This window comes from Streptomyces sp. NPDC029956 (assembly GCF_055574655.1).
Genome location: NZ_JBVHZJ010000087.1, coordinates 1 through 21,743, shown reverse-complemented (window position 1 = coordinate 21,743; position 21,743 = coordinate 1). Strand labels below are relative to the sequence as shown.

The window sequence follows — 21,743 nt, the reverse complement described above, 5'->3', positions numbered from 1 at the left end:
AAAAGGAGAGACTTAGGGAGGGCGAAGCAGAGGGAGGGGGAGGAAGAGAACCAGGTGGTTCAGGGGAGAGGGGGGGTGTGCTCCCCGGGGCCCCCCCCCCCCCCCCCCCACGCCTCTCGTACGGACCGGCTCACCCGGCCCGGAGCGCACCGATCAGTGGAAGAAGTGGCGCGTCCCCGTGAGGTACATCGTCACGCCCGCCTTCTTCGCGGCCTCGACCACCAGCTCGTCCCGCATCGATCCGCCCGGCTGCACGACCGCCTTCACGCCGGCCGCGGTGAGGATCTCCAGGCCGTCGGGGAAGGGGAAGAAGGCGTCCGAAGCGGCGTAGGAGCCGCGCGCCCGCTCCTCGCCCGCCCGCTCGACCGCGAGCTTCGCGGAGTCGACACGGTTGACCTGTCCCATGCCGACGCCGACCGAGGCGCCGTCCTTGGAGAGCAGGATCGCGTTGGACTTGACCGCGCGGCAGGCCTTCCAGGCGAAGGACAGCTCGGCGAGCTCGTCGGCCGACAGGGCCTCACCGGTCGCCAGGGTCCAGTTCGCCGGGTCGTCGCCGTCGGCCTGGAGGCGGTCGGTGACCTGGAGCAGCGCGCCGCCGTCGATCGGCTTGACCTCGACCGGGTTGCCCGGGGCGCCCGCGGCCTTGAGGACGCGGATGTTCTTCTTCTTGGCGAGGACCTCGACGGCACCGTCCTCGTACGCCGGGGCGACGATGACCTCGGTGAAGATCTCCGCGACCTGCTCGGCCATGGCGACCGAGACGGGGCGGTTGACGGCGATGACGCCGCCGAAGGCGGACAGCGGGTCGCAGGCGTGGGCCTTGCGGTGGGCCTCGGCGACGTCGGCGCCGACCGCGATGCCGCACGGGTTGGCGTGCTTGATGATCGCGACGCAGGGCTCGGTGTGGTCGTACGCGGCCCGGCGCGCGGCGTCGGTGTCCGTGTAGTTGTTGTACGACATCTCCTTGCCGTGCAGCTGCTCGGCCTCGGCGAGGCCGCCCGTGCCGTCGACGTACAGCGCGGCGCCCTGGTGGGGGTTCTCGCCGTAGCGCAGGACGTTGTTCCGCTCGTAGGTGGCGCCCAGGAAGTCGGGGAAGCCCGAGTCGTCGGCTGCCGCGTAGTCGTCGGCGAACCAGGAGGCGACGGCCACGTCGTACGCGGCGGTGTGCTGGAAGGCCCGGGCGGCGAACCGCTTGCGCAGCCCCAGCGTGAAGCCGCCCTCCTTGACCGCCTGGAGGACCGCGGCGTAGGCGCCGGGGTCGGTGACGACGGCCACGGACGGGTGGTTCTTGGCCGCGGCGCGCACCATCGACGGGCCGCCGATGTCGATCTGCTCGACGCACTCGTCGGGAGTGGCGCCGGAGGCGACGGTCTCCTTGAACGGGTAGAGGTTCACGACGACCAGGTCGAAGGGCTCCACGCCGAGCTCGGCGAGCTGCTCGCGGTGCGACTCCAGGCGCAGGTCGGCGAGGATGCCGGCGTGCACGCGCGGGTGGAGGGTCTTGACGCGGCCGTCCAGGCACTCGGGGAAGCCGGTCAGCTCCTCGACCTTGGTGACCGGCACACCGGCGGCGGCGATCTTCCCTGCCGTGGAGCCGGTGGAGACGAGCTCGACACCGGCCTCGTGCAGACCGCGGGCCAGCTCCTCGAGCCCCGTCTTGTCGTAGACGCTGACCAGCGCGCGGCGGATGGGCTTAACGGTGTCCGTGTTCACCGACATGAACCTTTCGTCCCTCAATGCGGTAGCCGTGCCGGGCGAGGCGCCCCACGACGTCGACGAGCAGTGAGCGCTCGACTTCCTTGATGCGCTCGTGCAGAGCGGCTTCATCGTCCTCGTCCCGCACCTCGACCACGCCCTGGGCGATGATCGGGCCGGTGTCGACACCGTCGTCGACGAAGTGGACGGTGCACCCGGTGACCTTCGCGCCGTAGGCGAGGGCGTCACGCACCCCGTGGGCACCGGGAAAACTGGGCAGCAGAGCCGGGTGGGTGTTGACGACCCGGCCGCCGAAGCGGGCGAGGAACTCCTTGCCGACGATCTTCATGAAGCCGGCCGAGACGACGAGATCCGGCTCGTGCGCGGCGGTGGCCTCGGTGAGGGCGCGGTCCCAGTCCTCGCGGGTGGAGTGGTCCTTGACCCGGCAGACGAAGGTCGGCAGTCCGGCGCGCTCGGCGCGCTCCAGACCTGCGATGCCGTCGCGGTCGGCGCCGACGGCGACGATCTCCGCGCCGTAGCCCTCGGGGTCCGCGGCGATGCCGTCGAGGAGGGCCTGCAGATTGGTACCGGAACCGGAGACCAGGACGACGAGGCGGGCGGCAGCCACTGGGTCACTCTTTCCGTGGTATTTGTGCGATCGTACGAACGAATCGTGCCGCTCGATACGGGGAACCCTACGAATGGCTCGACCGTCAGCAACGATACCGGCACACCGGACGGCCCCCACGGGACGGGGGCGGAGCAGGGCGGTAGCGTCAAGGTCCGACGCCGGACGCGCACCCGACCGGCACCGGTCGAGAGCACGAACGGCAGCACACGAGACAGCAGCGGAGACCACGGGTGCGGCCGTGGTCGCGACGACAGAGGGAAGACGTTCAGCAGATGCCGGAACGCCAGTCCACGGACGACAACAACCCGTTCGCGCCGCCGCCCGAGGGTCGGCCGGATCAGCCGTGGCAGCCGCGGCGACCGGAGGGCTCGGACGACGAATCGTCCGGGGACTCCGGGTCGTCGGGGCCGTCCGACGGCCGCTGGAGCCCGCGCCAGCCGGGCCGCTCGAACGACGGCTTCGGCCGTGGGCCCGAGCGGCAGGGCGGCGGCCAGGGAGGGCCGGAGGGCGGCCCCGGCCAGGGTGGGCCCGGCCAGGGCGGCGGCGGGGGACGGGGGCTCCGCTGGGACCCGACGGACCCGGCGCAGCGCCGCGCGCGGTACGCGATCCTCGCCGGCATGTGGGCCTTCTTCTTCGCCATCTTCGAGATCCCGGAACTGGCGCTGCTCCTCGGCGCCCTGGGCGCCTACTGGGCGATCAGCTCGCTGCGCGCCAAGCCGAAGCCGGCCGACCCGCTGTCGCCGACATCACAGCCGGCGGCCGGGCCCGCGTCTCAGCCCTCGGGACAGGCCGCGGGGCAGCCCGCGGGCCGGCCTTCGGGACAGGGCGCGACGGCGGCCCCGCTCCGCTCGATGCGGACGGCCGCGATCAGCGGTCTGGTCGCGGCGAGCGTGGCTCTGATGATCGTCGCCGTGGGCTTCACCATGCAGCTCGTCTACAGCGACTTCTACGAGTGCCGTGACGACGCCCTCACCCACGCAGGCCAGCTGGCCTGCAACGACCTCCTGCCGAAGCCGCTGCGCGCGGGCTTCGGCGTCCGGGAGTAGTCGCACGGCGGACGGGACCTAGTCGGCGGACGGGGCCGGAGGCGGCGGGGGCGCGCCGGGTTCCCAGGCCGCCGGGAGGTAGTCGTAGGGCTCGAAGACGGAGTCGCCGTACGGGTCGTAGGCGTCGTACGGCGGATCGTCGTCGAGTCCGAGGGCGGCGACGGGCGCCTTCGCCCCGGCCTTCTTCCCGGCGGGGCCCGCCAGGGGCGTCTCCCACGGCGCCTTCTCGTCTTCCGGCCCGTCCGCGGCGGACGTGACCGGCGGAGGTACGGGACCGGCGGCGGGTACGGGGCAGGCCTCGGGCCCCGCGGGTACGGCCGCCACCGTCCGCGCCGCCGCCACCGAAGCCTCCGCCGGTCCCGGCCCCGGCAGGCGCTTCGGGCGCGGGACACGCCGGCCCCAGGCCCGTACTCCCAGAGCCACCGGCACTCCGACGCAGGCACCCCACAGGACCGTCGCCGCACCCGTCTGCCACCACACCGGGCCGAACGCCGACAGCCGGGCCGTGCCGAGCGGGCCGCCCGCGGCGGCCGAGAGCGCGGCGACCACCGCACCGCAGCCCCAGGCCGTGCCCAGCGCCGTCAGCGCCGTGTCCCGGGCCGTCCAGGTCCGCGCCGAACGGCCCACCCGGCCGCCCTGGAGCAGCACGGCGACGAGCGGGACCGCCGCGGCCGCCCAATGGATCCAGCCGCCGCGCCCGTCGTCGGGCAGCGCGGCGAGCAGCGGGAAGGGCGGAACCGCCGGGTCGCCGACGAGACCCAGCGGGGTCGCGAACGCACCGGTGCCGAGGGTGAAGCCCGGCCCGAGCCCGTACGCGGCTCCCCAGACGGCCATGTTCGGCAGCAGCGCGAGGACCAGAAGCAGCACCGCCACCCGTCCCGACCACTCCCCCGTGAGGCCGGCGTACGCGGTCTGCGCCTCACCCGCGTGCCAGGCCAGCGAGAACGCCGCGACGGCCGCGCCGCCGCCGAGCAGTGTGACGAGCCCGGTCCCGGCCGCCCGCAGGGCGGCGGCCGTCTGGCGCTGTTCGGGAAGGGGCCGCCCGGACGCCGTCCACACGCCCGCCGCGGCCGCGGTCACCACGACGGCGGGCAGCCAGAGCCCGGCGCCGAGCAGCTCGGCGGACAGCGGGCCGCTCTGGCCGTAGACCACGACCACGGCGGCGACCAGGAGGTATCCGCCGGCCACGGCGCCGACCGCGCCGACCGCGGAGGGAGGCCTCCGGTCGCCGTCACCGCCCGTGTCGACGGTGTCGCGGGCGGCACGGTGGACGAGCCAGACGGGCAGGGCGGCCAGGAGCATCGGCACGATGCCGAGGGGCGCGGGCAGTCCGGACAGGGTGTCCGTACGGACGAGGTCCACGCCGTGCGCGAGCAGCCAGAGCCCGGCGGCCAGGTGCAGGGCGCCGTGGGGGCCGCTGTCGGGGTACGGGGAGCCGATCCAGCCGGCGATCACGAGGACCGCGAGGGCGCCGAGCCCCAGTCCGGCGGCGACCCCGCCCCGGACGCAGGCGGTGGCGAGCGCGGCGGAACGGCCGCCCTGGACCAGGGGGTGCTCGGTCACATGGGTCACGGAGCCATGCTGCCAACGACACGCGCTTTTGCCGCGTAACAGGCAAACCTCCGTTGTGTCGCTCAAGATACGTTTATGTACTTTTCCGCCCACAGCAGCTCTGCGGGAGGTAGACGCCGATGAGCCGGAGCACTGCGGATTCCGCATCCTCCGCCACCCTGCCGACCCCGAAGGAGCGGCGCAGGTTGCGTGAGGCCCTCGCCCTGAGCGAGGAGCAGGTCGCCGAGGCCATGGGCGTCACGAAGGCCACGGTCAAGGCATGGGAGACCGGGCGTTCGGCACCACGGGGCCGCAAGCGCGAGGCGTACGCGAAGCTGCTCGGCACCTGCGGGCCGGACGACGCGCCGATCTCCGAGGAGGCGTCGACCGCGTCCCCGTCGGCCCCGTCGACCCCGTGGACGCCCTCGGTCCCGTCGACGCCGTCGGCCCCTTCGCACGCTTCGGAGCAGTCCGCGAAGCCGTGGTACGCCCCACCGTCACCCGTACGGGCGCAGGCACCGGCGAAAACACAGGCACCGGCGCCCGCCCCCGCGGCGAACGTCCGCCCCAAGGCCGCGATCAAGCGGGCCGCCAAGCCACCGAAGGCCCCCTCCCCGTCCCCGGCCATCGCCGCGGGCCCGTCCCGCAAAGGCACCCCGCAGCCGCAGGAGCGGCTGAAACCGGTCGCGGCCGAGGTCCGCAGGATCGCGGAGGAGCGGCCCGCCGGGCCCCCCGCCGTACCGGGACACACTCCCGAGGAGGCGTTCGACGCGCTGTACGCGCAGGCGGCGCCCGGCCTCGTCCATCAGACGTACCTGCTGACCGGTCGGCGGCGGCTCTCCGGCGAGGCCGTCGAGCACGCCTTCCACCGCGCCTGGGAGCACTGGCCCGAGGTGGCCGTCGACGCGGACCCGGTGGGCTGGGTGCGGGCGACGGCCTACGAGTACGCCCTCTCCCCCTGGCACCGGCTGCGCCGTGCCCACAAGCACCCCGACGCCCCGCCCGGCGAGGCGGGCCGACGGGCGCTGCTCACCGCGCTCCTCGAACTTCCGGCGCCGTACCGCCGTACCGTCCTGCTCTACGACGGGCTCGGGCTCGACCTGCCGGAGACGGCCGCCGAGACCGAGGCGAGCACCCCCGCCGCGGCCCACCGGCTGCTGCACGCCCGTACGGTCCTCGCGAAGCGGGTCCCCGAACTCGCCGATCCCGACGCCCTGCACGAACGGCTCGGCGCACTGGCCACGGAGGCACCGGCGACGAACCTCCCGGCGGCCCGCACGGTCCGGACCGGCAGCGAGCGCCGGGCGCGGACGTGGACGCGCGCGGTGCTGGGGGTGACGGCGGTCCTCATCGGTGTCACGGGCTTCACGGCGGCGACCGCACCGACCCGCTACATCCCGGTGAACGCCCCCGGCGAGACCGTCAACGGCGTCCCGGTCCGCGGCGGCCCGCAGAAGCTCCGCCCGGAGGACCTGGAGCTCCGCGACAGGCTGCGCTCCGAACCGAACCCGGGCCCGGAGCGGCTGATCCCGGCCGCCGACTGACCGCCACGGGGCGGCCGCCGCGTACGAGAGGGCCCCGCCCTCGCCCGGGTGACCGGGCGGGGGCGGGGCCCTCTCGTACGACTGCCGCGGAATCCCGCGGCTACCGACTGCTTCAGCCCGCGAGGATCGCGCGCGCCAGCTTGGCCGTCTCGGTCGGCGTCTTGCCGACCTTGACGCCGGCGGCCTCGAGGGCCTCCTTCTTCGCCTGCGCGGTGCCGGAGGAGCCGGAGACGATGGCGCCGGCGTGGCCCATGGTCTTGCCCTCGGGCGCGGTGAAGCCCGCGACGTAGCCGACGACCGGCTTGGTGACGTTGGCCTTGATGAAGTCGGCCGCACGCTCCTCGGCGTCGCCGCCGATCTCACCGATCATGACGATCAGGTCGGTGTCGGGGTCCGCCTCGAACGCCGCGAGGGCGTCGATGTGCGTGGTGCCGATGACCGGGTCGCCACCGATGCCGACGGCGGACGAGAAGCCGATGTCACGGAGCTCGTACATCATCTGGTACGTCAGCGTGCCGGACTTCGAGACCAGGCCGATGCGGCCCGGCTTCGTGATGTCGCCCGGGATGATGCCGGCGTTGGACTGGCCCGGGGTGATGAGACCGGGGCAGTTCGGGCCGATGATGCGGGTCTTGTTGCCCTTCGCCTGCGCGTACGCCCAGAAGGCGGCGGAGTCGTGGACGGCGATGCCCTCGGTGATGACGACGGCCAGCGGGATCTCGGCGTCGATCGCCTCGACCACGGCGGCCTTCGCGAACGCCGGCGGGACGAAGAGGACCGAGACGTTGGCGCCGGTCTCCTTCATCGCCTCGGCGACGGAGCCGAAGACCGGGACCTCGGTGCCGTCGAAGTCGACGGTCGTGCCGGCCTTGCGCGGGTTCACGCCACCGACGATGTTGGTGCCGTCACCCAGCATGAGCTTGGTGTGCTTCATGCCCGTGGCACCGGTCATGCCCTGGACGATGACCTTGCTGTCCTTGGTCAGGAAGATAGCCATGGTGTTCTGACCTCGTCCCTTACTTCGCAGCCGCGAGCTCGGCGGCCTTGTCGGCCGCGCCGTCCATGGTGTCCACGCGCTGCACGAGCGGGTGGTTCGCGTCCGACAGGATCTTGCGACCCAGCTCCGCGTTGTTGCCGTCGAGGCGCACGACCAGCGGCTTGGTGACCTCTTCGCCCTTGGAGGCGAGGAGCTCCAGGGCCTGGACGATGCCGTTGGCGACCTCGTCACAGGCGGTGATGCCACCGAAGACGTTGACGAACACGGACTTGACGTCCGGGTCGCCCAGGATGATCTCCAGGCCGTTCGCCATGACCTCGGCGGAGGCGCCGCCACCGATGTCGAGGAAGTTGGCCGGCTTCACGCCGCCGTGGTTCTCACCGGCGTACGCGACGACGTCCAGGGTCGACATGACCAGACCGGCACCGTTACCGATGATGCCGACCTCGCCCTCGAGCTTGACGTAGTTGAGGTTCTTGGCCTTGGCGGCAGCCTCGAGCGGGTTGGCTGCGGCCTTGTCCTCGAGCGCCTCGTGGTCGGGCTGACGGAAGTCGGCGTTCTCGTCGAGAGACACCTTTCCGTCCAGGGCCAGGATGCGGCCGTCCTTGGTCTTCACCAGCGGGTTGACCTCGACGAGGAGCGCGTCCTCGGCGACGAAGGTCTTCCACAGGGTCACCAGGGCCTCGGCGACACCCTCGGCCACGTCGGCCGGGAACTTCGCCAGGGCCACGATCTCGCGGGCCTTCTCGATGCCCACGCCGTCGACGGCGTTGACCGGGACCTTCGCGAGGGCCTCGGGGGTCTTCTCCGCGACCTCCTCGATGTCCATGCCGCCCTGCACCGAGGCCATGGCCAGGAAGGTGCGGTTGGTGCGGTCGAGGAGGTACGAGACGTAGTACTCCGCCTCGATCTCCGGGGACAGCTCGGCGATCATCACCTTGTGGACCGTGTGGCCCTTGATGTCCATCCCGAGGATGTCCGTCGCGCGGGCGACGGCCTCGTCCGCGTCGCCGGCCAGCTTGACGCCGCCGGCCTTGCCGCGGCCACCGACCTTCACCTGGGCCTTGACGACGGACTTGCCGCCGAGGCGCTCGGTCGCGGCGCGCGCGGCCTCAGGCGTGTCGATGACTTCACCGGCCAGCACCGGTACTCCGTGCTTGGCGAAGAGATCCCTCGCCTGGTACTCGAACAGGTCCACGCGCGTCCGTCCCTTTTCTGATGATCGCGGTTCGTTGTCTGCGTGGGCGTGCCGCGAAGGGCAACGTGACTGCGCTGTCACAAGGGAGGCGCACACGGTGACCGTGGACGCGGCATGTCCGTCTCGCAGGTTATCGCCGAGGGGCGCGGGTCCCTAAATCGCAGATCCCGACAGAGCGGTGATACGGGTCACAGGTTGTAGGGGCCACGGGGTCTGCGTCTGGGGGTGCGGAGCGGTGGCGTACGGCATGGGTGGCAGGCGGGGCTTGGCCTCCCGACCCCTCACGACGCGCCGGGAGTACGGGTGAGGGCCGTTTCGAGGGGTGTGTGATATGGGACTCAATGGGGTCCGGGACACCCGTGCGGGTGGTCCCGCAACGACGAATTCCGTACCCGCGGCGCCGGCCCGGACGGGAGCGGCGGGGTGGGAAGCGGCCGGGCCGGGGTGGGGAACGGCGGACGGGTCGCGCCGGGCCGGGCGCTTCGGGCCGGTCAGGCCGCGGGTATCGGCAGGGGGCGCTTCTCCAGGGCGGCGGCCATGATCTCCGGGAACAGGTCGGGGGTGCAGGCGAAGGCCGGGACGCCGAGCGCGGCGAGCGCCGCCGCGTGGTCACGGTCGTACGCCGGGGCGCCCTCGTCGGAGAGGGCGAGCAGGGCGACGAACTGGACGCCGGAGGCCTTCATCGCCGCGACCCGCTTCAGCATCTCGTCGCGGATGCCTCCCTCGTACAGGTCGCTGATGAGGACGACGACGGTGTCGGCGGGGCGGGTGATCTTCGATTGGCAGTGCGCGAGGGCACGGTTGATGTCGGTGCCGCCGCCGAGCTGGGTGCCGAAGAGGACGTCGACGGGGTCGTCGATCCGGTCGGTCAGGTCCACGACGGCGGTGTCGAAGACGACGAGCCGGGTGGCGATCGACCGCATGGAGGCGAGTACGGCGCCGAAGACGGAGGCGTAGACGACGGAGGCGGCCATGGAGCCGGACTGGTCGATGCAGAGCACCACCTCCTTCCGTATCGCCTGCGAGGCCCGCCCGTGTCCGATCAGCCGCTCGGGGACGACCGTGCGGTGCTCGGGCAGATAGTTCTTGAGGTTGGCGCGGATCGTCCGGTCCCAGTCGATGTCCCGGTGGCGGGGGCGGCTGATCCGGGCGGAGCGGTCGAGGGCGCCGGTGAGGGTCGCGCGGGCGCGGGTGGCGAGGCGCTTCTCCAGGTCGTCGACGACCTTGCGCACGACGGCCCGCGCGGTCTCCCTGGTCGTCTCGGGCATGGCCTTGTGGAGGGAGAGCAGGGTGCCGACGAGGTGGACGTCCGCCTCTACGGCCTCCAGCATCTCCGGCTCCAGGAGCAGGGTGGCGAGACCGAGGCGGTCGATCGCGTCGCGCTGCATGACCTGGACGACGGAGCTGGGGAAGTACCTGCGGATGTCACCGAGCCAGCGGGCGACGGAGGGCGCGGAGGCCCCGAGTCCGGCCGAGCGGTCCCGTCCGGTGCGTTCGCCGCCCTGGTTCCCGCGGCCGTAGAGCGCGGTGAGGGCTCCGTCCATGGCGACGTCGGTGCCCGTGAGCGCGCGGCCGGTGCCGTCGGCTTCCCCGCCTCCGAGGACGAGCCTCCAGCGGCGCAGCCGCTCGTCGTCCGCCCTCGCCCCGGTGTTCCCGTCGGTGGTCGTGGCGGTGGTCGGTCCGGAGGTCGTGCCGGTGTTCATACGAGGGCCTCCGTGCCGAGGACGAGGTGGAGGAGGGGAAGAACGGCGTCCGCCCGGTCCCGGTCGGGGGTGGGCGCGAAGCCGGGTACCCCGGGGGCGGTGTGCCCGGGGCCGCCGGCCTGCGGGCCGCGGGCGACCAGCTCGCCGAGGGTGCGGCGTACACCCGGCTCGTATCCGGAGAAGGTGCGCCGCAGCAGCGGCAGGACATCGGTGAACGCCTCCGCAGGAACGCCCGTCAGCCAGTCGTCGACCAGTCCGAGGAGCCGCTCGTCGTGGACCAGGAGGAGTCCGCCGCCCGAGGCCCCGCCGACGAAGCCGTCGATCCAGGCGGCGGCGTCGGACGGCGGGGTGCCGGGCGAGAGGGCGCGGCTCATCAGGAGGGCGGCCTCGTCCTCGGCGATCCGGCCCTCGTCCAGGAGGAGCCGGGCGGCGCGGCCTCTGAGGACGCCCGGGATCCGGTCGCGGTCGGCGAGCCGGCGCAGGACGCCGGCCCAGCGGTCGGTGAGCCCGTCCGCGCCGGGGAGCAGTCCGAGGGCCTGGTGCACCTCGTCGATCCGTTCGCGCATGGCGGCGGCCGCGTCGGTGTCGAGTCCCGCGCAGGCGGGCGGCAGGCCGACGCAGATCCGTTCGGCGAGGCCGGCGGCGACCTCTGCGAGGGCCGCCGTCTCGGTACCCCGGACGTCGCCGTAGCGCAGGGAGCGGGCGAGGGCGGGGAGGGCCTGGGCGAGACGGGCGACGTCGGTGTCGAGCGCGGCCCGGTCGGCGAGCGCCCGCATGACGACGGGGAGCGCGTCGGTGAGCCCGGCGAGCAGGCACTGCTCGGCGAGGGCGGTGATGTCGGCGAGGGCCGTGGCCCCCAGGGCCCGGGACCTGGCCCGGGCGGTGGCGGCGGCCTCGACGGTGGTGCCCCAGACGCCGGCCTCGGCGACCTGGACGTGCAGCTCGGGCTCCCAGCGCAACCGCCAGGCCTCCCGGAAGGTGCCGGTGCCGGAGCGGCCGGCGGCCGGTTCGCCCCAGCCGACGCCGAGGAGGCGCAGCCGGTGCAGCAGCCGGCTGCGCTCCCCGTCCATGTCCTTGCGGAGGTCGAGATCGAGGTCGCGCTCGGCGGCCTCGGGCTTGAGGCGCAGGGTGCGCTGACGGCGGGCCAGATCGCGCTGGAGGGGGACGGCGGGGGCGCCGGCCGGGACCTCGCCGAGGACGTCGCCGACGACGAGGCGGTCCCGGACGAGATCGAGCGGCACGTCGGAGCCCTCGCAGAGCACGGCGCGGACGGCGTCGGTCGTCTCGTCGAGGCCGGGGAGCGGACGGCCGCGCAGGGCGGCGAGGGTCTCGGCGAGCCGGACGGCCTCGATGACATGGGCGGAGGAGACGAGGTGGTCCTCGGCCCTGAGGAGCCCGGCGACCTTGGTCATCCACCGCTCGACGGGCCGGTCGGGGGCGGCGAACAGATGCGCGTACCAGCCGGGCGCCTCGATCCCCGCGCCGTACCCCGAGCGGCGGGCGAGCCTGCGGTGGGTCCAGGGGACCCAGGTCATCTCGGTCTTCACCTTGGGCAGCCCCTTGAGCAGGGCCCGGTCGGCGGCGACGGTGGTCTTCCGGGTGAGGGCGGGGACGTGCCACGCGCCGCAGACGACGGCGACGGAGTCTCCGAACTCCTTGCGGGCGGCGCGCAGCCGGATCCGCATATGGGCCTCGCGGACGAGGTCGCGGGGATGTCCGCCGTGTCCGTACGCCTCGCGGAGCGCGCCCATCGCCTCGGCGAGGGCCTCGAAGGGGGCGGTGGGGTCGTCGCCGCCGCGCAGTTCGACGACGTCCTCCCACCAGCGCTCGGCGTCCTCGTACCCGGCGACCCGGGCGAGTTCGGCGACCGGGTCGATCCGCAGGTCGCTCCCGGAGACCTCTTCCTCCCCGTCGTCCCAGGTGGGGTCGGATGCGGCCAGGCCGTGTGCGGCGGGCAGGTCGATGAACCGGACGGCCGCGCCGTGGTCGAGGGCCCAGCGGATCGCGACCCACTCGGGTGAGAACGCGGCCATCGGCCAGAACGAGGCCCGCCCGGGGTCGTCCACGGCATGGGCGAGCAGCGCGACCGGCGGTCGCATGTCGGGATCCCCTGCGAGTTCCACGAGCGCGTCGGCCTCGGCGGGGCCTTCGACGAGGACGACGGCGGGTCCGGCCGCGTCCAGCGCGGCGCGCACTCCCCGCGCGGACCCGGGCCCGTGGTGCCGCACTCCGAGCACGAGCGGCCCGTCGTGAAGGCCGCGGCCGGACGCGGAGCGGGAGGCGGAACCGGAAGCGGAGGTAGAGGGAGAGGTAGAGGGAGAGGTGGAGCCGGACGCGGAAGCAGAGGGGAAAGCGGAGGTGGAGGCGGCCCCGGCCGTGGAGGGGGACGGGGACGTCATCCGCTCACCTCGCGGCAGGCGCGATAGAAGTCCTTCCAGCCGTCCCTCTCTCTGACCACCGTCTCCAGGTACTCCTGCCAGACGACCCGGTCGGCCGCCGGGTCGCGGACGACCGCGCCGAGGATGCCCGCCGCGATGTCCGCGGGGCGCAGGACCCCGTCGCCGAAGTGGGCTGCGAGCGCGAGGCCGCCGGTGACGACGGAGATCGCCTCGGCCGTGGAGAGCGTCCCCGAGGGGGACTTGATGCGCGTCCGGCCGTCGGTGGTGACGCCGTCCCGCAGTTCGCGGAAGACGGTGACGACCCGGCGGATCTCGTCGACGCCGGCCGGGACGGACGGCAGGGCGAGGGAGCGTCCGAGCTGGTCGACGCGGCGGGCGACGATGTCGACCTCCGCCTCGGGGGTCGCGGGCAGCGGCAGGACCACCGTGTTGAAGCGGCGGCGCAGCGCGCTGGAGAGTTCGTTGACGCCCCGGTCCCGGTCGTTGGCCGTGGCGATCAGGTTGAAGCCGGGGACGGCCTGCACCTCCTGGCCCAGCTCGGGGAGGGGGAGGCTCTTCTCGGACAGGATCGTGATGAGCGTGTCCTGCACGTCGGCGGGGATACGGGTGAGTTCCTCCACGCGCGCGGTCATGCCCTGTGCCATCGCCCGCATCACGGGGCTCGGCACGAGGGCGTCCCTGCTGGGGCCGTGGGCGAGCAGCCGGGCGTAGTTCCAGCCGTACCGGACGGCCTCCTCGGGGGTGCCGGCGGTGCCCTGGACGAGGAGGGTCGAGTCGCCGCTGACGGCGGCGGCGAGGTGCTCGGAGACCCAGGTCTTGGCGGTGCCGGGCACGCCGAGCAGGAGCAGCGCCCGGTCGGTGGCGAGGGTGGTGACGGCGACCTCGACGATGCGGCGCGGGCCCACGTACTTGGGCGTGATCACCGTCCCGTCGGGGAGGGTGCCGCCGAGGAGATAGGTGGCGACGGCCCACGGCGAGAGGCGCCAGCGGGCGGGCCTGGGCCGGTCGTCGGCGGCGGCGAGCGCGGCGAGTTCGTCGGCGAAGGCGTGCTCGGCGTGCGGCCGCAGGACCTCGGTCACGGTCTGCGGCCGCCCCGGTCCGGTGTCCGTGTCGACACCGGAACGGGGCTGCGCGATGGTTTCGGGCACGGGCATGGATCCCCCTCCAGATCGTTCGATCTGCTGTGGGATCCACCGTGCACCATGCCACTGACAATCGGATGTCACCGCTGGTCAGGGGCTGTTGGGAGGGTGAGGGAGAGGTGAGGGAGGGTCAGCCGTCGACGGCCGGCCGGGAAGGTGTCCCCGAGGGTCAGCCCACGACCGGGGAGACGGCGACGCAGCCGCCGGCCATGGCCTGCTCGGCCTTGGCCTCCTTGATGACCTTGCCCTGGTAGATGACCTTGCAGGTGAGGTCGGCCGGGGTGAGCGACACCGGCATGACGGCCGGCGGCATGATGCCCTTCAGCTTCACGGTCTTCTTCCACGGCGTGGTCGGCTTCTTCTCCGACTCGACCTTCGGCGCCATCGCGGTGCCGTCGCCCGCGTGGTAGTCGATGGACTCGATGCCCTTCCCGGTGACCTCGTACGTGACCTCGTAGGTCTCGGTCACCGACTTGTCGACCTGGTCGACGGCCTTCTCGGCGGCCTCGGAGCAGGCTCCGAGGCCGAGGGCGAGGCCGGCGACGGCGAGGGCCGAGACGGCGGTGCGGGCGGTGCGCTTCATGCGGGTTCCCCCTGGACGGTTCGTGCGAGTCGGTTGATCCCGCCAGGAGAATGGTAAAGGAAGAGTAAAGCCCCCCTCCCCCCACACCCACCCCGAGCCCCGGCTCCCGGGCCACGGGCACTGTCAGTGGCGGCCTCTACCGTCGACGACATGAATGCCATGGGGGTGCGCTGGACGGCTGAGCAGGTGCTGGCACTGGCTCCTGACGACGCGTCACGCAGAGCGGGGAGCAGGCTCGGCACGGCCGGACCGTGGTCGGGCAGGGGCAGTGGCGAGGGGGCGGTCTGGGGGCAGTGCAAGGGCAGCGGCCGCGTGCCGTACCGGACGGTGGTCGACACGACGGGGCCCGCGTACCTGTGCGAGTGCCCCAGCCGCAAGTTCCCGTGCAAGCACGCGCTCGGACTGCTGCTGCTCCAGGCCTCGGACGGGACGGAGAGCGAGGAGACCGCCGCGCCCGACTGGGCCGGGCGGTGGCTCGCGGCGCGCCGCGCCCGGGCCGGGAGCGCGGCCCGGGGGACCGAGGGCGGCGGCGCCGGGGGCCCGGCGGACCCCGAGGCGGCGCGGCGCAGGGCCGAGCGCAGGGCCGCCCGGATCACCGCGGGCGCCGAGGAGTTGGAGCAGCGGCTCGCCGACCTGCTGCGCGGCGGCCTGGCGGCGGCCGAGCAGCGGGGGTACGGGCTGTGGGAGGAGACGGCGGCCCGGATGGTCGACGCGCAGGCACCGGGACTCGCCGGCCGGGTGCGGGAGTTGGGGGCGATACCGGGCTCGGGACCCGGCTGGCCGGTGCGGCTCCTGGAGGAGTGCGCGCTGACCCACCTCCTCGACCGGGCCTGGCTCGGCACCGACCGGCTGCCCGCGCCGTTCGCGACGACCGTACGGACCCGGGTCGGTCTCCCCGCCCCGGTCGACGGCGTCCCGGTGCGCGACCACTGGCTGGTGCTCGCGCAGTACGACGCGGCCGACGCCCGGCTGACCACCCGGCGGATCTGGCTGCACGGCACGGCGAGCGGGCGCACGGCGCTCCTGCTGTCCTTCGGCGCGGCGGGCAGAGCGCCCCGACTGGCACTGCCCGTGGGCGCGCTGCTCGACGGCGAGCTGACCCCGCACGCGGGCTCCGGCCAACTGCGCGCGGAGCCCGGCGAGGAGTTCGTCCCGGTCGAGGGCGCCACCGTCCCGCCGCCGGGCGGACCGGTGGCCGCGGCCCTCGACGCGTACGGCCGCGCGCTGCGCGAGGACCCGTGGCTGGACTCCTGGCCCGTGACGCTGAGCGGGGTCGTCCCCGCGCGCGCGGAGTACGGCTGGCAGCTCGCCGACGCGGACGGTCGCGAGGCACTGCCGCTGACCCCCGCCGCCCAGTCCCGTTCCGGGCTCTGGCGCCTGGTCGCGCTGTCCGGCGGGGCCCCGGTGACGGTCTTCGGGGAGTGCGGGCACCGGGGGTTCACCCCGCTCGCCGCCTGGTCCCCGGAGACCCCGGGAGAAACGGTCCCTCTCACATGACCACCGCCCACGGAACACCGTCCGACCGGAGGACCCCGATGGAGACGGACCCGACGATCCCGACGGCCGACGCTCCTCTCACGGAGGACGGCACCCGCGACGACGACCTGGACGCCGGGGCCGGGAACGACAACGCCCTCGGCGACGGCACCCGCGACGACGGGGCCAGGGACGACGGAGCCCGGGACGGCGACACCCGCGACGACGGGGCCAGGGACGACGGAGCCCGGGACGGCGACACCCGCGACGGCGACGCCCGGTACGGCGGAGACCGGAAGGACCCGGGCGGAGCGGACGGTGTCTGGGAGGAGCTCGTCACCTCGGCCCTGCTCGGTACGGACCGCCGGGTGCCCGCCCGGCTCGCCGGCCTGCCGGGCGGTGACCTGCCGGGCGCCCTCCTCGACGCCGCCGCGCTGCACACCGTACGGCGCAGGGCGGGACTGCGGCCCGGGCCCGCCGCGCCCCCGCCGGAGCCGGCACCCGAGGACCACCGCCGCCCGCTGCCCGGGGCCGCCCGGCGGCGGCTCGACCAGCTGCTCGCCGGCCGGGCCGCACCCTCGCCCGCCGGGCGGCGCGGAGCCGCGCCCGACCTGGCCGAACTCCTCCCGCAGTGGCTCGCCCTCGCCAACGGGCGGGGGTACAGGGCACCGGCCGCCACCCTGCCCGCCCTCCTCGACGCGGCCCGGGCCCGCACCGATCTGCGACCCCAGGCCCTTCAGCTGGCCGGGCCGCGCGGCCTGTGGCTGGCCCGGCTCAACCCCGAGTGGCGCTTCGCCCTGCGCGGCGCCGGCGCGGGCAGCTCCCTCCCGGACCCCGGAGACCAGGAGGGTGTGCGCGCCCTGTGGGACGAGGGCCTGTTCGCCGAACGGGTCGCCCTGCTCGGCGCCGTACGGACGCGGGACCCGGCGGCCGGTCTCGCCCTCCTCGCGTCCACCTGGTCCGCCGAGCGTGCGGAGGACCGGCTGATGTTCCTCGACTCGCTGCGGACAGGACTGTCCGGCGCGGACGAGGAGTTCCTGGAGGAGGCCCTCGGCGACCGCAGCCGCAATGTCCGCGCGACCGCCGCCGAACTGCTCTCCGCGCTGCCCGCCTCGGCGCTCGCGGGCCGGATGGCGGGCCGCGCGGTCACCTGCGTCGGTCTCGACCGGACGGCGGAGTCGCCCACGATCACCGTGGAGGCCCCGCACGAGTGCGACACGGCCATGCAGCGGGACGGCCTCGCGGCGACACCGCCCGCCGGGCGGGGCGAACGGTCCTGGTGGCTGGGCCAGCTCGTCGAGGCCGCGCCGCTGTCCTGCTGGTCGCCGAGGTTCGGGGGGCGCGGCCCGGAGGAGATCGTGGCGCTGCCGGTCGCCGACGACTGGCAGGCCGAGCTGCACGCGGCCTGGTGCCGGGCGGCCGTACGACAGCGGGACGCGGCCTGGTCGCGGGCGCTGCTCGGCTCCCCGGCGACCCCGCCGGCGACCGGCCCCGGCACGTCGTCGCTGGCCGAGCGGGCCCAGCTCCTGTCGACGCTGCCGCCGGAGGAACGGGCGGGCTGGGTCGGGGCGTTCATCGCGGCCCACGGACTGTCGGAGGCGTTCCAGCTGCTCGGTGTGTGCGAGGTGCCGTGGGCGGAGCCGCTCGGCGGGGCGGTGATCGACGCCCTCGACATCGCGCGGGAGGCGGGCAGTTACCCGTGGAGCTTCAGCGGGGTGATGGGGCTCGCGGAACGTTGCCTCGACCCGGAGGCGGCGCAGCAGCTGGAGTCCCTGACGGCCCGGCCCGAGGAGGCGGAGGACATCTCCCCCGGTGCGGGCGGCTATTGGTCCGAGGCGTTCCGGCGTCTGGTCTCCACGCTGCGGCTGCGCGAGGCGATGAGAACCGAACTCACGGAACCGGCCCGGTAGACCGACCTCCGCGACCTCCGCGACCTCCGTACCGACCTCCGGCCGGGGCCCGCCCGGAACCGACCTCCGGCCCCGGCCCGCCCCGGCACGCCCCGGCACTCCGAAGGGCCCTCCCGTACGGGAGGGCCCTTCGAAGCCTGAGGCGGTGTATCGCCAGAACCGAGCAGACGGAGCAGACGGAGCAGACGGAGCGGCACGTAGCGCACGAGTCACCCGGACCTACGTGGACACGCGACCTCGCGACCACGCGACTACGCGACTACGCGACTACGCGACTACGCGGACGTTCGCGTTCACCCAGTCGACGATGGACGCGGTCGTCGCGCCCGGCGTGAAGATCTCCGCCACGCCCTTCTCCTTCAGCGGCGCGATGTCCCCCTCGGGGATGATGCCGCCGCCGAAGACCTTGATGTCCTCGGCGTCGCGGTCCTTGAGGAGCTCCAGGACCTTCGCGAACAGTGTGTTGTGGGCACCCGAGAGGATCGAGAGGCCGATCGCGTCGGCGTCCTCCTGGATCGCCGTGTCGACGATCTGCTCCGGCGTCTGGTGGAGACCGGTGTAGATGACCTCCATACCGGCGTCACGGAGTGCCCGCGCGATCACCTTGGCCCCGCGATCGTGGCCGTCGAGACCCGGCTTGGCAACCACCACGCGGATCGGACCGGTCACACCCATCACTGCCTCCACATGTGACCCCCGCGCGTCTTTGCCGGGGCGGTGAACGAACGTTATCCCCAGCATCCCGCACCGGCCTGTTTCGCGACGGCGGGCGAGGGGGAAATCACACGTGGGACATGTTCGCTCTGCGTCGTACCCCGCTTTCGGGCCCTCCTCCTGGGCCCACCAGCCGCAAGCGGGGCACGGTCGCGAAGGGAGCCGCGACGAGGTCGCCGCGCCTCCGTGCCGCCGTCCGTGCGGCGCGGGGGCGCGGCGTACCGGCGTACCGTTCGGCCCCGCGTGCCGTTCGGGAGGTCGTCCATGGAGTTCACCAAGGTCACCGCCCTCATGAAGGCCACCGCCCTCGAGCTGGCGATCCTCACCGGGCACCTCGTCCTCTACCCGTCCGGGATCGTGGCCGAGCGCCTCGCACCCGCCCCTCCCCCGTCGGTCACCCCCGGCCGGCGCCCGGTCCTCCTGCTGCACGGCTTCGTCGACAACCGCTCGGTCTTCGTCGTCCTGCGCCGCTCCCTCACCCGGAACGGCCGTGACTGCGTCGAGTCGCTCAACTACTCCCCGCTCACCTGTGACCTGCGGGCGGCCGCCGAGCAGCTCGGCCGCCGGGTGGACGAGATCTGCGCCCGGACGGGACACGCCGAGGTCGACATCGTCGGACACAGCCTGGGCGGGCTCATCGCGCGTCACTACGTACAGCGGCTGGGCGGTGACAGCCGGGTGCGCACCCTGGTCATGCTGGGCACCCCGCACTCCGGCACGAGCGTGGCGCCGCTCGCCGACGCGCATCCTCTGGTGCGGCAGATGCGGCCCGGCTCGGAGGTACTGCGGGAGCTCGCCGGGCCGTCGCCCGGCTGCCGGACCCGGTTCGTGAGCTTCTGGAGCGATCTGGACCAGATCATGGCGCCGGTGGAGACGGCGCGGCTCGACCACCCCGACCTGCTCGTGCACAACGTGCGGGTCAGCGGGATCGGTCATCTGGCGCTGACGGTGCACCCCACGGTGGCCGCCGGAGTCCGGGAGGCGCTCGACTTGGGCGGTCCGGAGGCCCTGGGCGTACGTGAGGAGGAGCCGGGCGCCACGTCCGTGGCGTGACACTCCGACCCCGTTCTTCGAACGTTCCTCGAACACAAGGCCAAAGCTCTCTCCGTGAGCTGGTGAAACACGGCCGATTGCCCGTTTCCTGCGGCCTCCCCCAACGCCGAAGATTGTCGGTTGCGCATACCGCCGGGTACAGTCGCGCCACTGCTTACCCCCGGGACACCCCTCGTCGGGTCCGCCCCGGACTGGTCCTGCTGCCGAGGCGAGAGAGACGTTGGTGAACGACCAGCACCCCCACGCCGGGTACGCCGGAGACGGCGCCCACTCCACCGGCAGTTTCGCCACCGACCCTCTCTTCGGCGCCTACGGCGACGGCGGGTCGGACCAGAGCGGACAGTGGAACCTCGGCGGATACGACGTCACCGGCACGTACGGGACGGCGGAGCAGTACGGAACGACGACCGGGCAGTACGACGCCACGCAGTACGCGGCGACCGGTCAGTACGACATGACGGGGCAGTACGCCACCGCCACCGGGCAGTACGAGGCCACCGGCCAGTACGACACGACCGGTCAGTGGGACGCCACCGGGCAGTGGAACACCACCGGCGCCTACGACACCACCGGCACGTACGGAACCTCGACCGGTCAGTACGAGACGACGACCGGGCAGTACGAGGCCACCGGCCAGTACGACACGACGGCCGCGCAGTACGACACGACGGCCGCGCAGCACGGCACCACCCCCGCGTACGACGCCACCGGCCAGTGGGACGCCTCCGCCTGGACCGAGGCCCAGCACACCGGCCAGTACGAGACCCTCCACGCCGGCGCCTACGCCGCCCAGGGGGCGTACGGCTACGAGTCCTACGACGCGACCGGCCAGTGGGCCGCCCCCGCCTTCGCGACCGACACCGGCGCCTACGACGCGACCGCGTGGAACCAGGCCGCCGCGGAGGCCGAGCCGGTCGTCCCCCAGCAGTACACGCCGGGTCCCGAGCACACCGCGGAGTTCGAGTACGTCGCCGAGGCCGAGGCGGAGACCGCCGAGGCCCGCACGGACCTCGACGACATCGAGCCCGCCCACGACCGGGTCGACATCGACGACCACGAGGGCGACGGCGGCGACCGTCACGAGGCCCACCAGGCGCACGAGGCCCACGACGCCGACCCCTCCGACGTCGACGACCAGCCCGCCGCCGAGGTCCGCACGGACTCCCCCCTCGCCGGCCGCCCCGTGCGCCGCTCCTCCAACGGCAGCCGCGGCCGGCGCCGTACCCCCGCCAAGCGCTCCGCGCTGCTGACCGTCGCCGTCCCCTCCGCCTGCGTCATGGGAGTCGCCGGCATCGCCGCCGCCTCCGTCGGCGGGCTCACCGGAGCCGGCACCGACGGTGCGAAGAAGGAGGACACGACCGCGCTCGCCGCCGCCGACCCGGCGTCCGTGAAGCAGGTCGCCGCCAACAACGCCCTCGACACGCAGCTCGCCGCCCTCAGCGCCGACGCCCGCGACTTCGGCGACCGCGCCAGCCGCACCCAGGAGCGCATCGACCTCAAGGCACGCCAGGCTGCCGACAAGAAGAAGCGCGAGGAGGAGGCGGCCCGCAAGGAGGCGCTGCGTCCCAAGTACATGCTGCCGGTCGAACTCCACCGGCTCAGCGCGCGCTTCGGCCAGTCCGGCGTCAACTGGATGTCCGTGCACACCGGCATCGACTTCCCCGTGCAGCCCGGCACGCCCGTGATGGCCGCGACGGACGGCACCGTCCGCACCCAGATCAACAGCGCGTACGGCAACATGGTCATCGTGACCGCGCCCGACGGCACCGAGACCTGGTACTGCCACCTCAGCAGCGCCAAGATCCGCTACGGCCACGTGAAGGCCGGCGACGTCATCGCGTACTCCGGCGACACCGGCAACTCCACCGGCCCGCACCTGCACTTCGAGGTCCGGCCCGGCGGCGGGTACGCGATCGACCCGCTGGCGTGGCTGCGCAGCCACGGTCTCGACCCGACCAGCTGATCGCACCCACCCTTCACGTACGAGAGCGGGGGCCGGGCGAACCCAACCGGGGCCGCCCTCTTCCGCCCTTCCCCCCCCTCCCGCCTCTTCCCCCGCATGGCCCCCCACCACCAACACCTTCCCCTTTCCTTTCCCAAA

General features: G+C 73.8%; 16 protein-coding genes. 6 read left to right on the top strand and 10 right to left on the bottom strand.

Annotated features, from left to right (window positions below):
- Nucleotides 1-153 precede the first annotated feature (153 nt).
- Complete coding sequence (gene purH / locus ACZ4XX_RS38100; RefSeq protein ID WP_468512394.1) at nucleotides 154-1,719, bottom strand: bifunctional phosphoribosylaminoimidazolecarboxamide formyltransferase/IMP cyclohydrolase; 1,566 nt, start codon at nucleotides 1,717-1,719, stop codon at nucleotides 154-156.
- Nucleotides 1,694-2,323 carry a phosphoribosylglycinamide formyltransferase gene (gene purN / locus ACZ4XX_RS38095; protein WP_468512393.1) on the bottom strand — a complete coding sequence of 210 codons (630 nt, stop codon included), beginning with the start codon at nucleotides 2,321-2,323 and terminating at the stop codon, nucleotides 1,694-1,696. The genes purH and purN overlap by 26 nt, the downstream gene beginning before the upstream one ends.
- A 275-nt stretch (nucleotides 2,324-2,598) precedes the next feature.
- Here purN and ACZ4XX_RS38090 point away from each other — a divergent pair, with 275 nt between their 5' ends.
- The gene (locus ACZ4XX_RS38090) at nucleotides 2,599-3,372 is read left to right on the top strand and encodes a hypothetical protein (RefSeq protein ID WP_468512392.1); all 774 of its coding nucleotides are present in this window, start codon (nucleotides 2,599-2,601) and stop codon (nucleotides 3,370-3,372) included.
- Between the two features lie 18 nt (nucleotides 3,373-3,390).
- Here the strand turns inward: ACZ4XX_RS38090 and ACZ4XX_RS38085 are convergent, their stop codons facing one another.
- Nucleotides 3,391-4,944, bottom strand: coding sequence for a cell division protein PerM (locus ACZ4XX_RS38085; protein WP_468512391.1), 1,554 nt, complete (start codon nucleotides 4,942-4,944; stop codon nucleotides 3,391-3,393).
- A gap of 119 nt (nucleotides 4,945-5,063) precedes the next feature.
- On the opposite strand from ACZ4XX_RS38085, the gene ACZ4XX_RS38080 reads away from it, so the two are divergent.
- Nucleotides 5,064-6,467: a sigma factor-like helix-turn-helix DNA-binding protein gene (locus ACZ4XX_RS38080; protein ID WP_468512390.1), complete on the top strand. Its 1,404-nt coding sequence runs from the start codon at nucleotides 5,064-5,066 to the stop codon at nucleotides 6,465-6,467.
- Between the two features lie 112 nt (nucleotides 6,468-6,579).
- On the opposite strand, the gene sucD is transcribed toward ACZ4XX_RS38080, so the two are convergent.
- From sucD to ACZ4XX_RS38050, 6 genes are all read right to left on the bottom strand, one after another.
- On the bottom strand, nucleotides 6,580-7,464 hold the full coding sequence (gene sucD, locus ACZ4XX_RS38075) for a succinate--CoA ligase subunit alpha (protein WP_015035673.1): 885 nt from the start codon (nucleotides 7,462-7,464) through the stop codon (nucleotides 6,580-6,582).
- Between the two features lie 19 nt (nucleotides 7,465-7,483).
- A complete protein-coding gene (gene sucC, locus ACZ4XX_RS38070) occupies nucleotides 7,484-8,662 on the bottom strand; it encodes an ADP-forming succinate--CoA ligase subunit beta (protein WP_435974466.1) in 1,179 nt (392 codons plus the stop codon).
- 491 nt (nucleotides 8,663-9,153) lie between these two features.
- Complete coding sequence (locus ACZ4XX_RS38065) at nucleotides 9,154-10,365, bottom strand: VWA domain-containing protein (protein WP_468512389.1); 1,212 nt, start codon at nucleotides 10,363-10,365, stop codon at nucleotides 9,154-9,156.
- A complete protein-coding gene (locus ACZ4XX_RS38060; RefSeq protein WP_468512388.1) occupies nucleotides 10,362-12,764 on the bottom strand; it encodes a DUF5682 family protein in 2,403 nt (800 codons plus the stop codon). The genes ACZ4XX_RS38065 and ACZ4XX_RS38060 overlap by 4 nt, the downstream gene beginning before the upstream one ends.
- Nucleotides 12,761-13,918: an ATP-binding protein gene (locus ACZ4XX_RS38055; protein ID WP_468512387.1), complete on the bottom strand. Its 1,158-nt coding sequence runs from the start codon at nucleotides 13,916-13,918 to the stop codon at nucleotides 12,761-12,763. Before ACZ4XX_RS38055 ends, ACZ4XX_RS38060 begins: the two co-directional genes overlap by 4 nt.
- Before the next feature lie 157 nt (nucleotides 13,919-14,075).
- On the bottom strand, nucleotides 14,076-14,489 hold the full coding sequence (locus ACZ4XX_RS38050) for a hypothetical protein (RefSeq protein ID WP_468512386.1): 414 nt from the start codon (nucleotides 14,487-14,489) through the stop codon (nucleotides 14,076-14,078).
- A 150-nt stretch (nucleotides 14,490-14,639) separates the two neighbouring features.
- Between ACZ4XX_RS38050 and ACZ4XX_RS38045 the strand changes: the two genes are divergently transcribed.
- Together ACZ4XX_RS38045 and ACZ4XX_RS38040 are read left to right on the top strand one after the other, a co-directional pair.
- A complete protein-coding gene (locus tag ACZ4XX_RS38045) occupies nucleotides 14,640-15,986 on the top strand; it encodes an SWIM zinc finger family protein (RefSeq protein WP_468512385.1) in 1,347 nt (448 codons plus the stop codon).
- Nucleotides 15,983-17,875 (top strand): DUF5691 domain-containing protein, encoded by a 1,893-nt coding sequence (locus ACZ4XX_RS38040; RefSeq protein ID WP_468512384.1) that lies wholly within the window; start codon nucleotides 15,983-15,985, stop codon nucleotides 17,873-17,875. The genes ACZ4XX_RS38045 and ACZ4XX_RS38040 overlap by 4 nt, the downstream gene beginning before the upstream one ends.
- Before the next feature lie 267 nt (nucleotides 17,876-18,142).
- Here ACZ4XX_RS38040 and ACZ4XX_RS38035 read toward each other — a convergent pair whose 3' ends face one another.
- Nucleotides 18,143-18,550: a cobalamin B12-binding domain-containing protein gene (locus ACZ4XX_RS38035; protein WP_468512383.1), complete on the bottom strand. Its 408-nt coding sequence runs from the start codon at nucleotides 18,548-18,550 to the stop codon at nucleotides 18,143-18,145.
- Between the two features lie 303 nt (nucleotides 18,551-18,853).
- Between ACZ4XX_RS38035 and ACZ4XX_RS38030 the strand changes: the two genes are divergently transcribed.
- Together ACZ4XX_RS38030 and ACZ4XX_RS38025 are read left to right on the top strand one after the other, a co-directional pair.
- Complete coding sequence (locus ACZ4XX_RS38030) at nucleotides 18,854-19,642, top strand: esterase/lipase family protein (RefSeq protein ID WP_468512382.1); 789 nt, start codon at nucleotides 18,854-18,856, stop codon at nucleotides 19,640-19,642.
- A gap of 223 nt (nucleotides 19,643-19,865) precedes the next feature.
- On the top strand, nucleotides 19,866-21,605 hold the full coding sequence (locus ACZ4XX_RS38025; RefSeq protein ID WP_468512381.1) for a M23 family metallopeptidase: 1,740 nt from the start codon (nucleotides 19,866-19,868) through the stop codon (nucleotides 21,603-21,605).
- Nucleotides 21,606-21,743: the final 138 nt, after the last annotated feature.

Coding starts and splice junctions, on each gene's coding strand:
- ACZ4XX_RS38090 (WP_468512392.1), top strand. CDS start 2,599: ATGCCGGAACGCCAGTCCACGGACGACAACAACCCGTTCGCGCCGCCG.
- ACZ4XX_RS38030 (WP_468512382.1), top strand. CDS start 18,854: ATGGAGTTCACCAAGGTCACCGCCCTCATGAAGGCCACCGCCCTCGAG.
- ACZ4XX_RS38080 (WP_468512390.1), top strand. CDS start 5,064: ATGAGCCGGAGCACTGCGGATTCCGCATCCTCCGCCACCCTGCCGACC.
- ACZ4XX_RS38060 (WP_468512388.1), bottom strand. CDS start 12,764: ATGACGTCCCCGTCCCCCTCCACGGCCGGGGCCGCCTCCACCTCCGCT.
- purH (WP_468512394.1), bottom strand. CDS start 1,719: ATGTCGGTGAACACGGACACCGTTAAGCCCATCCGCCGCGCGCTGGTC.
- ACZ4XX_RS38045 (WP_468512385.1), top strand. CDS start 14,640: ATGAATGCCATGGGGGTGCGCTGGACGGCTGAGCAGGTGCTGGCACTG.
- ACZ4XX_RS38065 (WP_468512389.1), bottom strand. CDS start 10,365: ATGAACACCGGCACGACCTCCGGACCGACCACCGCCACGACCACCGAC.
- ACZ4XX_RS38055 (WP_468512387.1), bottom strand. CDS start 13,918: ATGCCCGTGCCCGAAACCATCGCGCAGCCCCGTTCCGGTGTCGACACG.
- ACZ4XX_RS38040 (WP_468512384.1), top strand. CDS start 15,983: ATGACCACCGCCCACGGAACACCGTCCGACCGGAGGACCCCGATGGAG.
- ACZ4XX_RS38035 (WP_468512383.1), bottom strand. CDS start 18,550: ATGGGTGTGACCGGTCCGATCCGCGTGGTGGTTGCCAAGCCGGGTCTC.
- ACZ4XX_RS38050 (WP_468512386.1), bottom strand. CDS start 14,489: ATGAAGCGCACCGCCCGCACCGCCGTCTCGGCCCTCGCCGTCGCCGGC.
- sucD (WP_015035673.1), bottom strand. CDS start 7,464: ATGGCTATCTTCCTGACCAAGGACAGCAAGGTCATCGTCCAGGGCATG.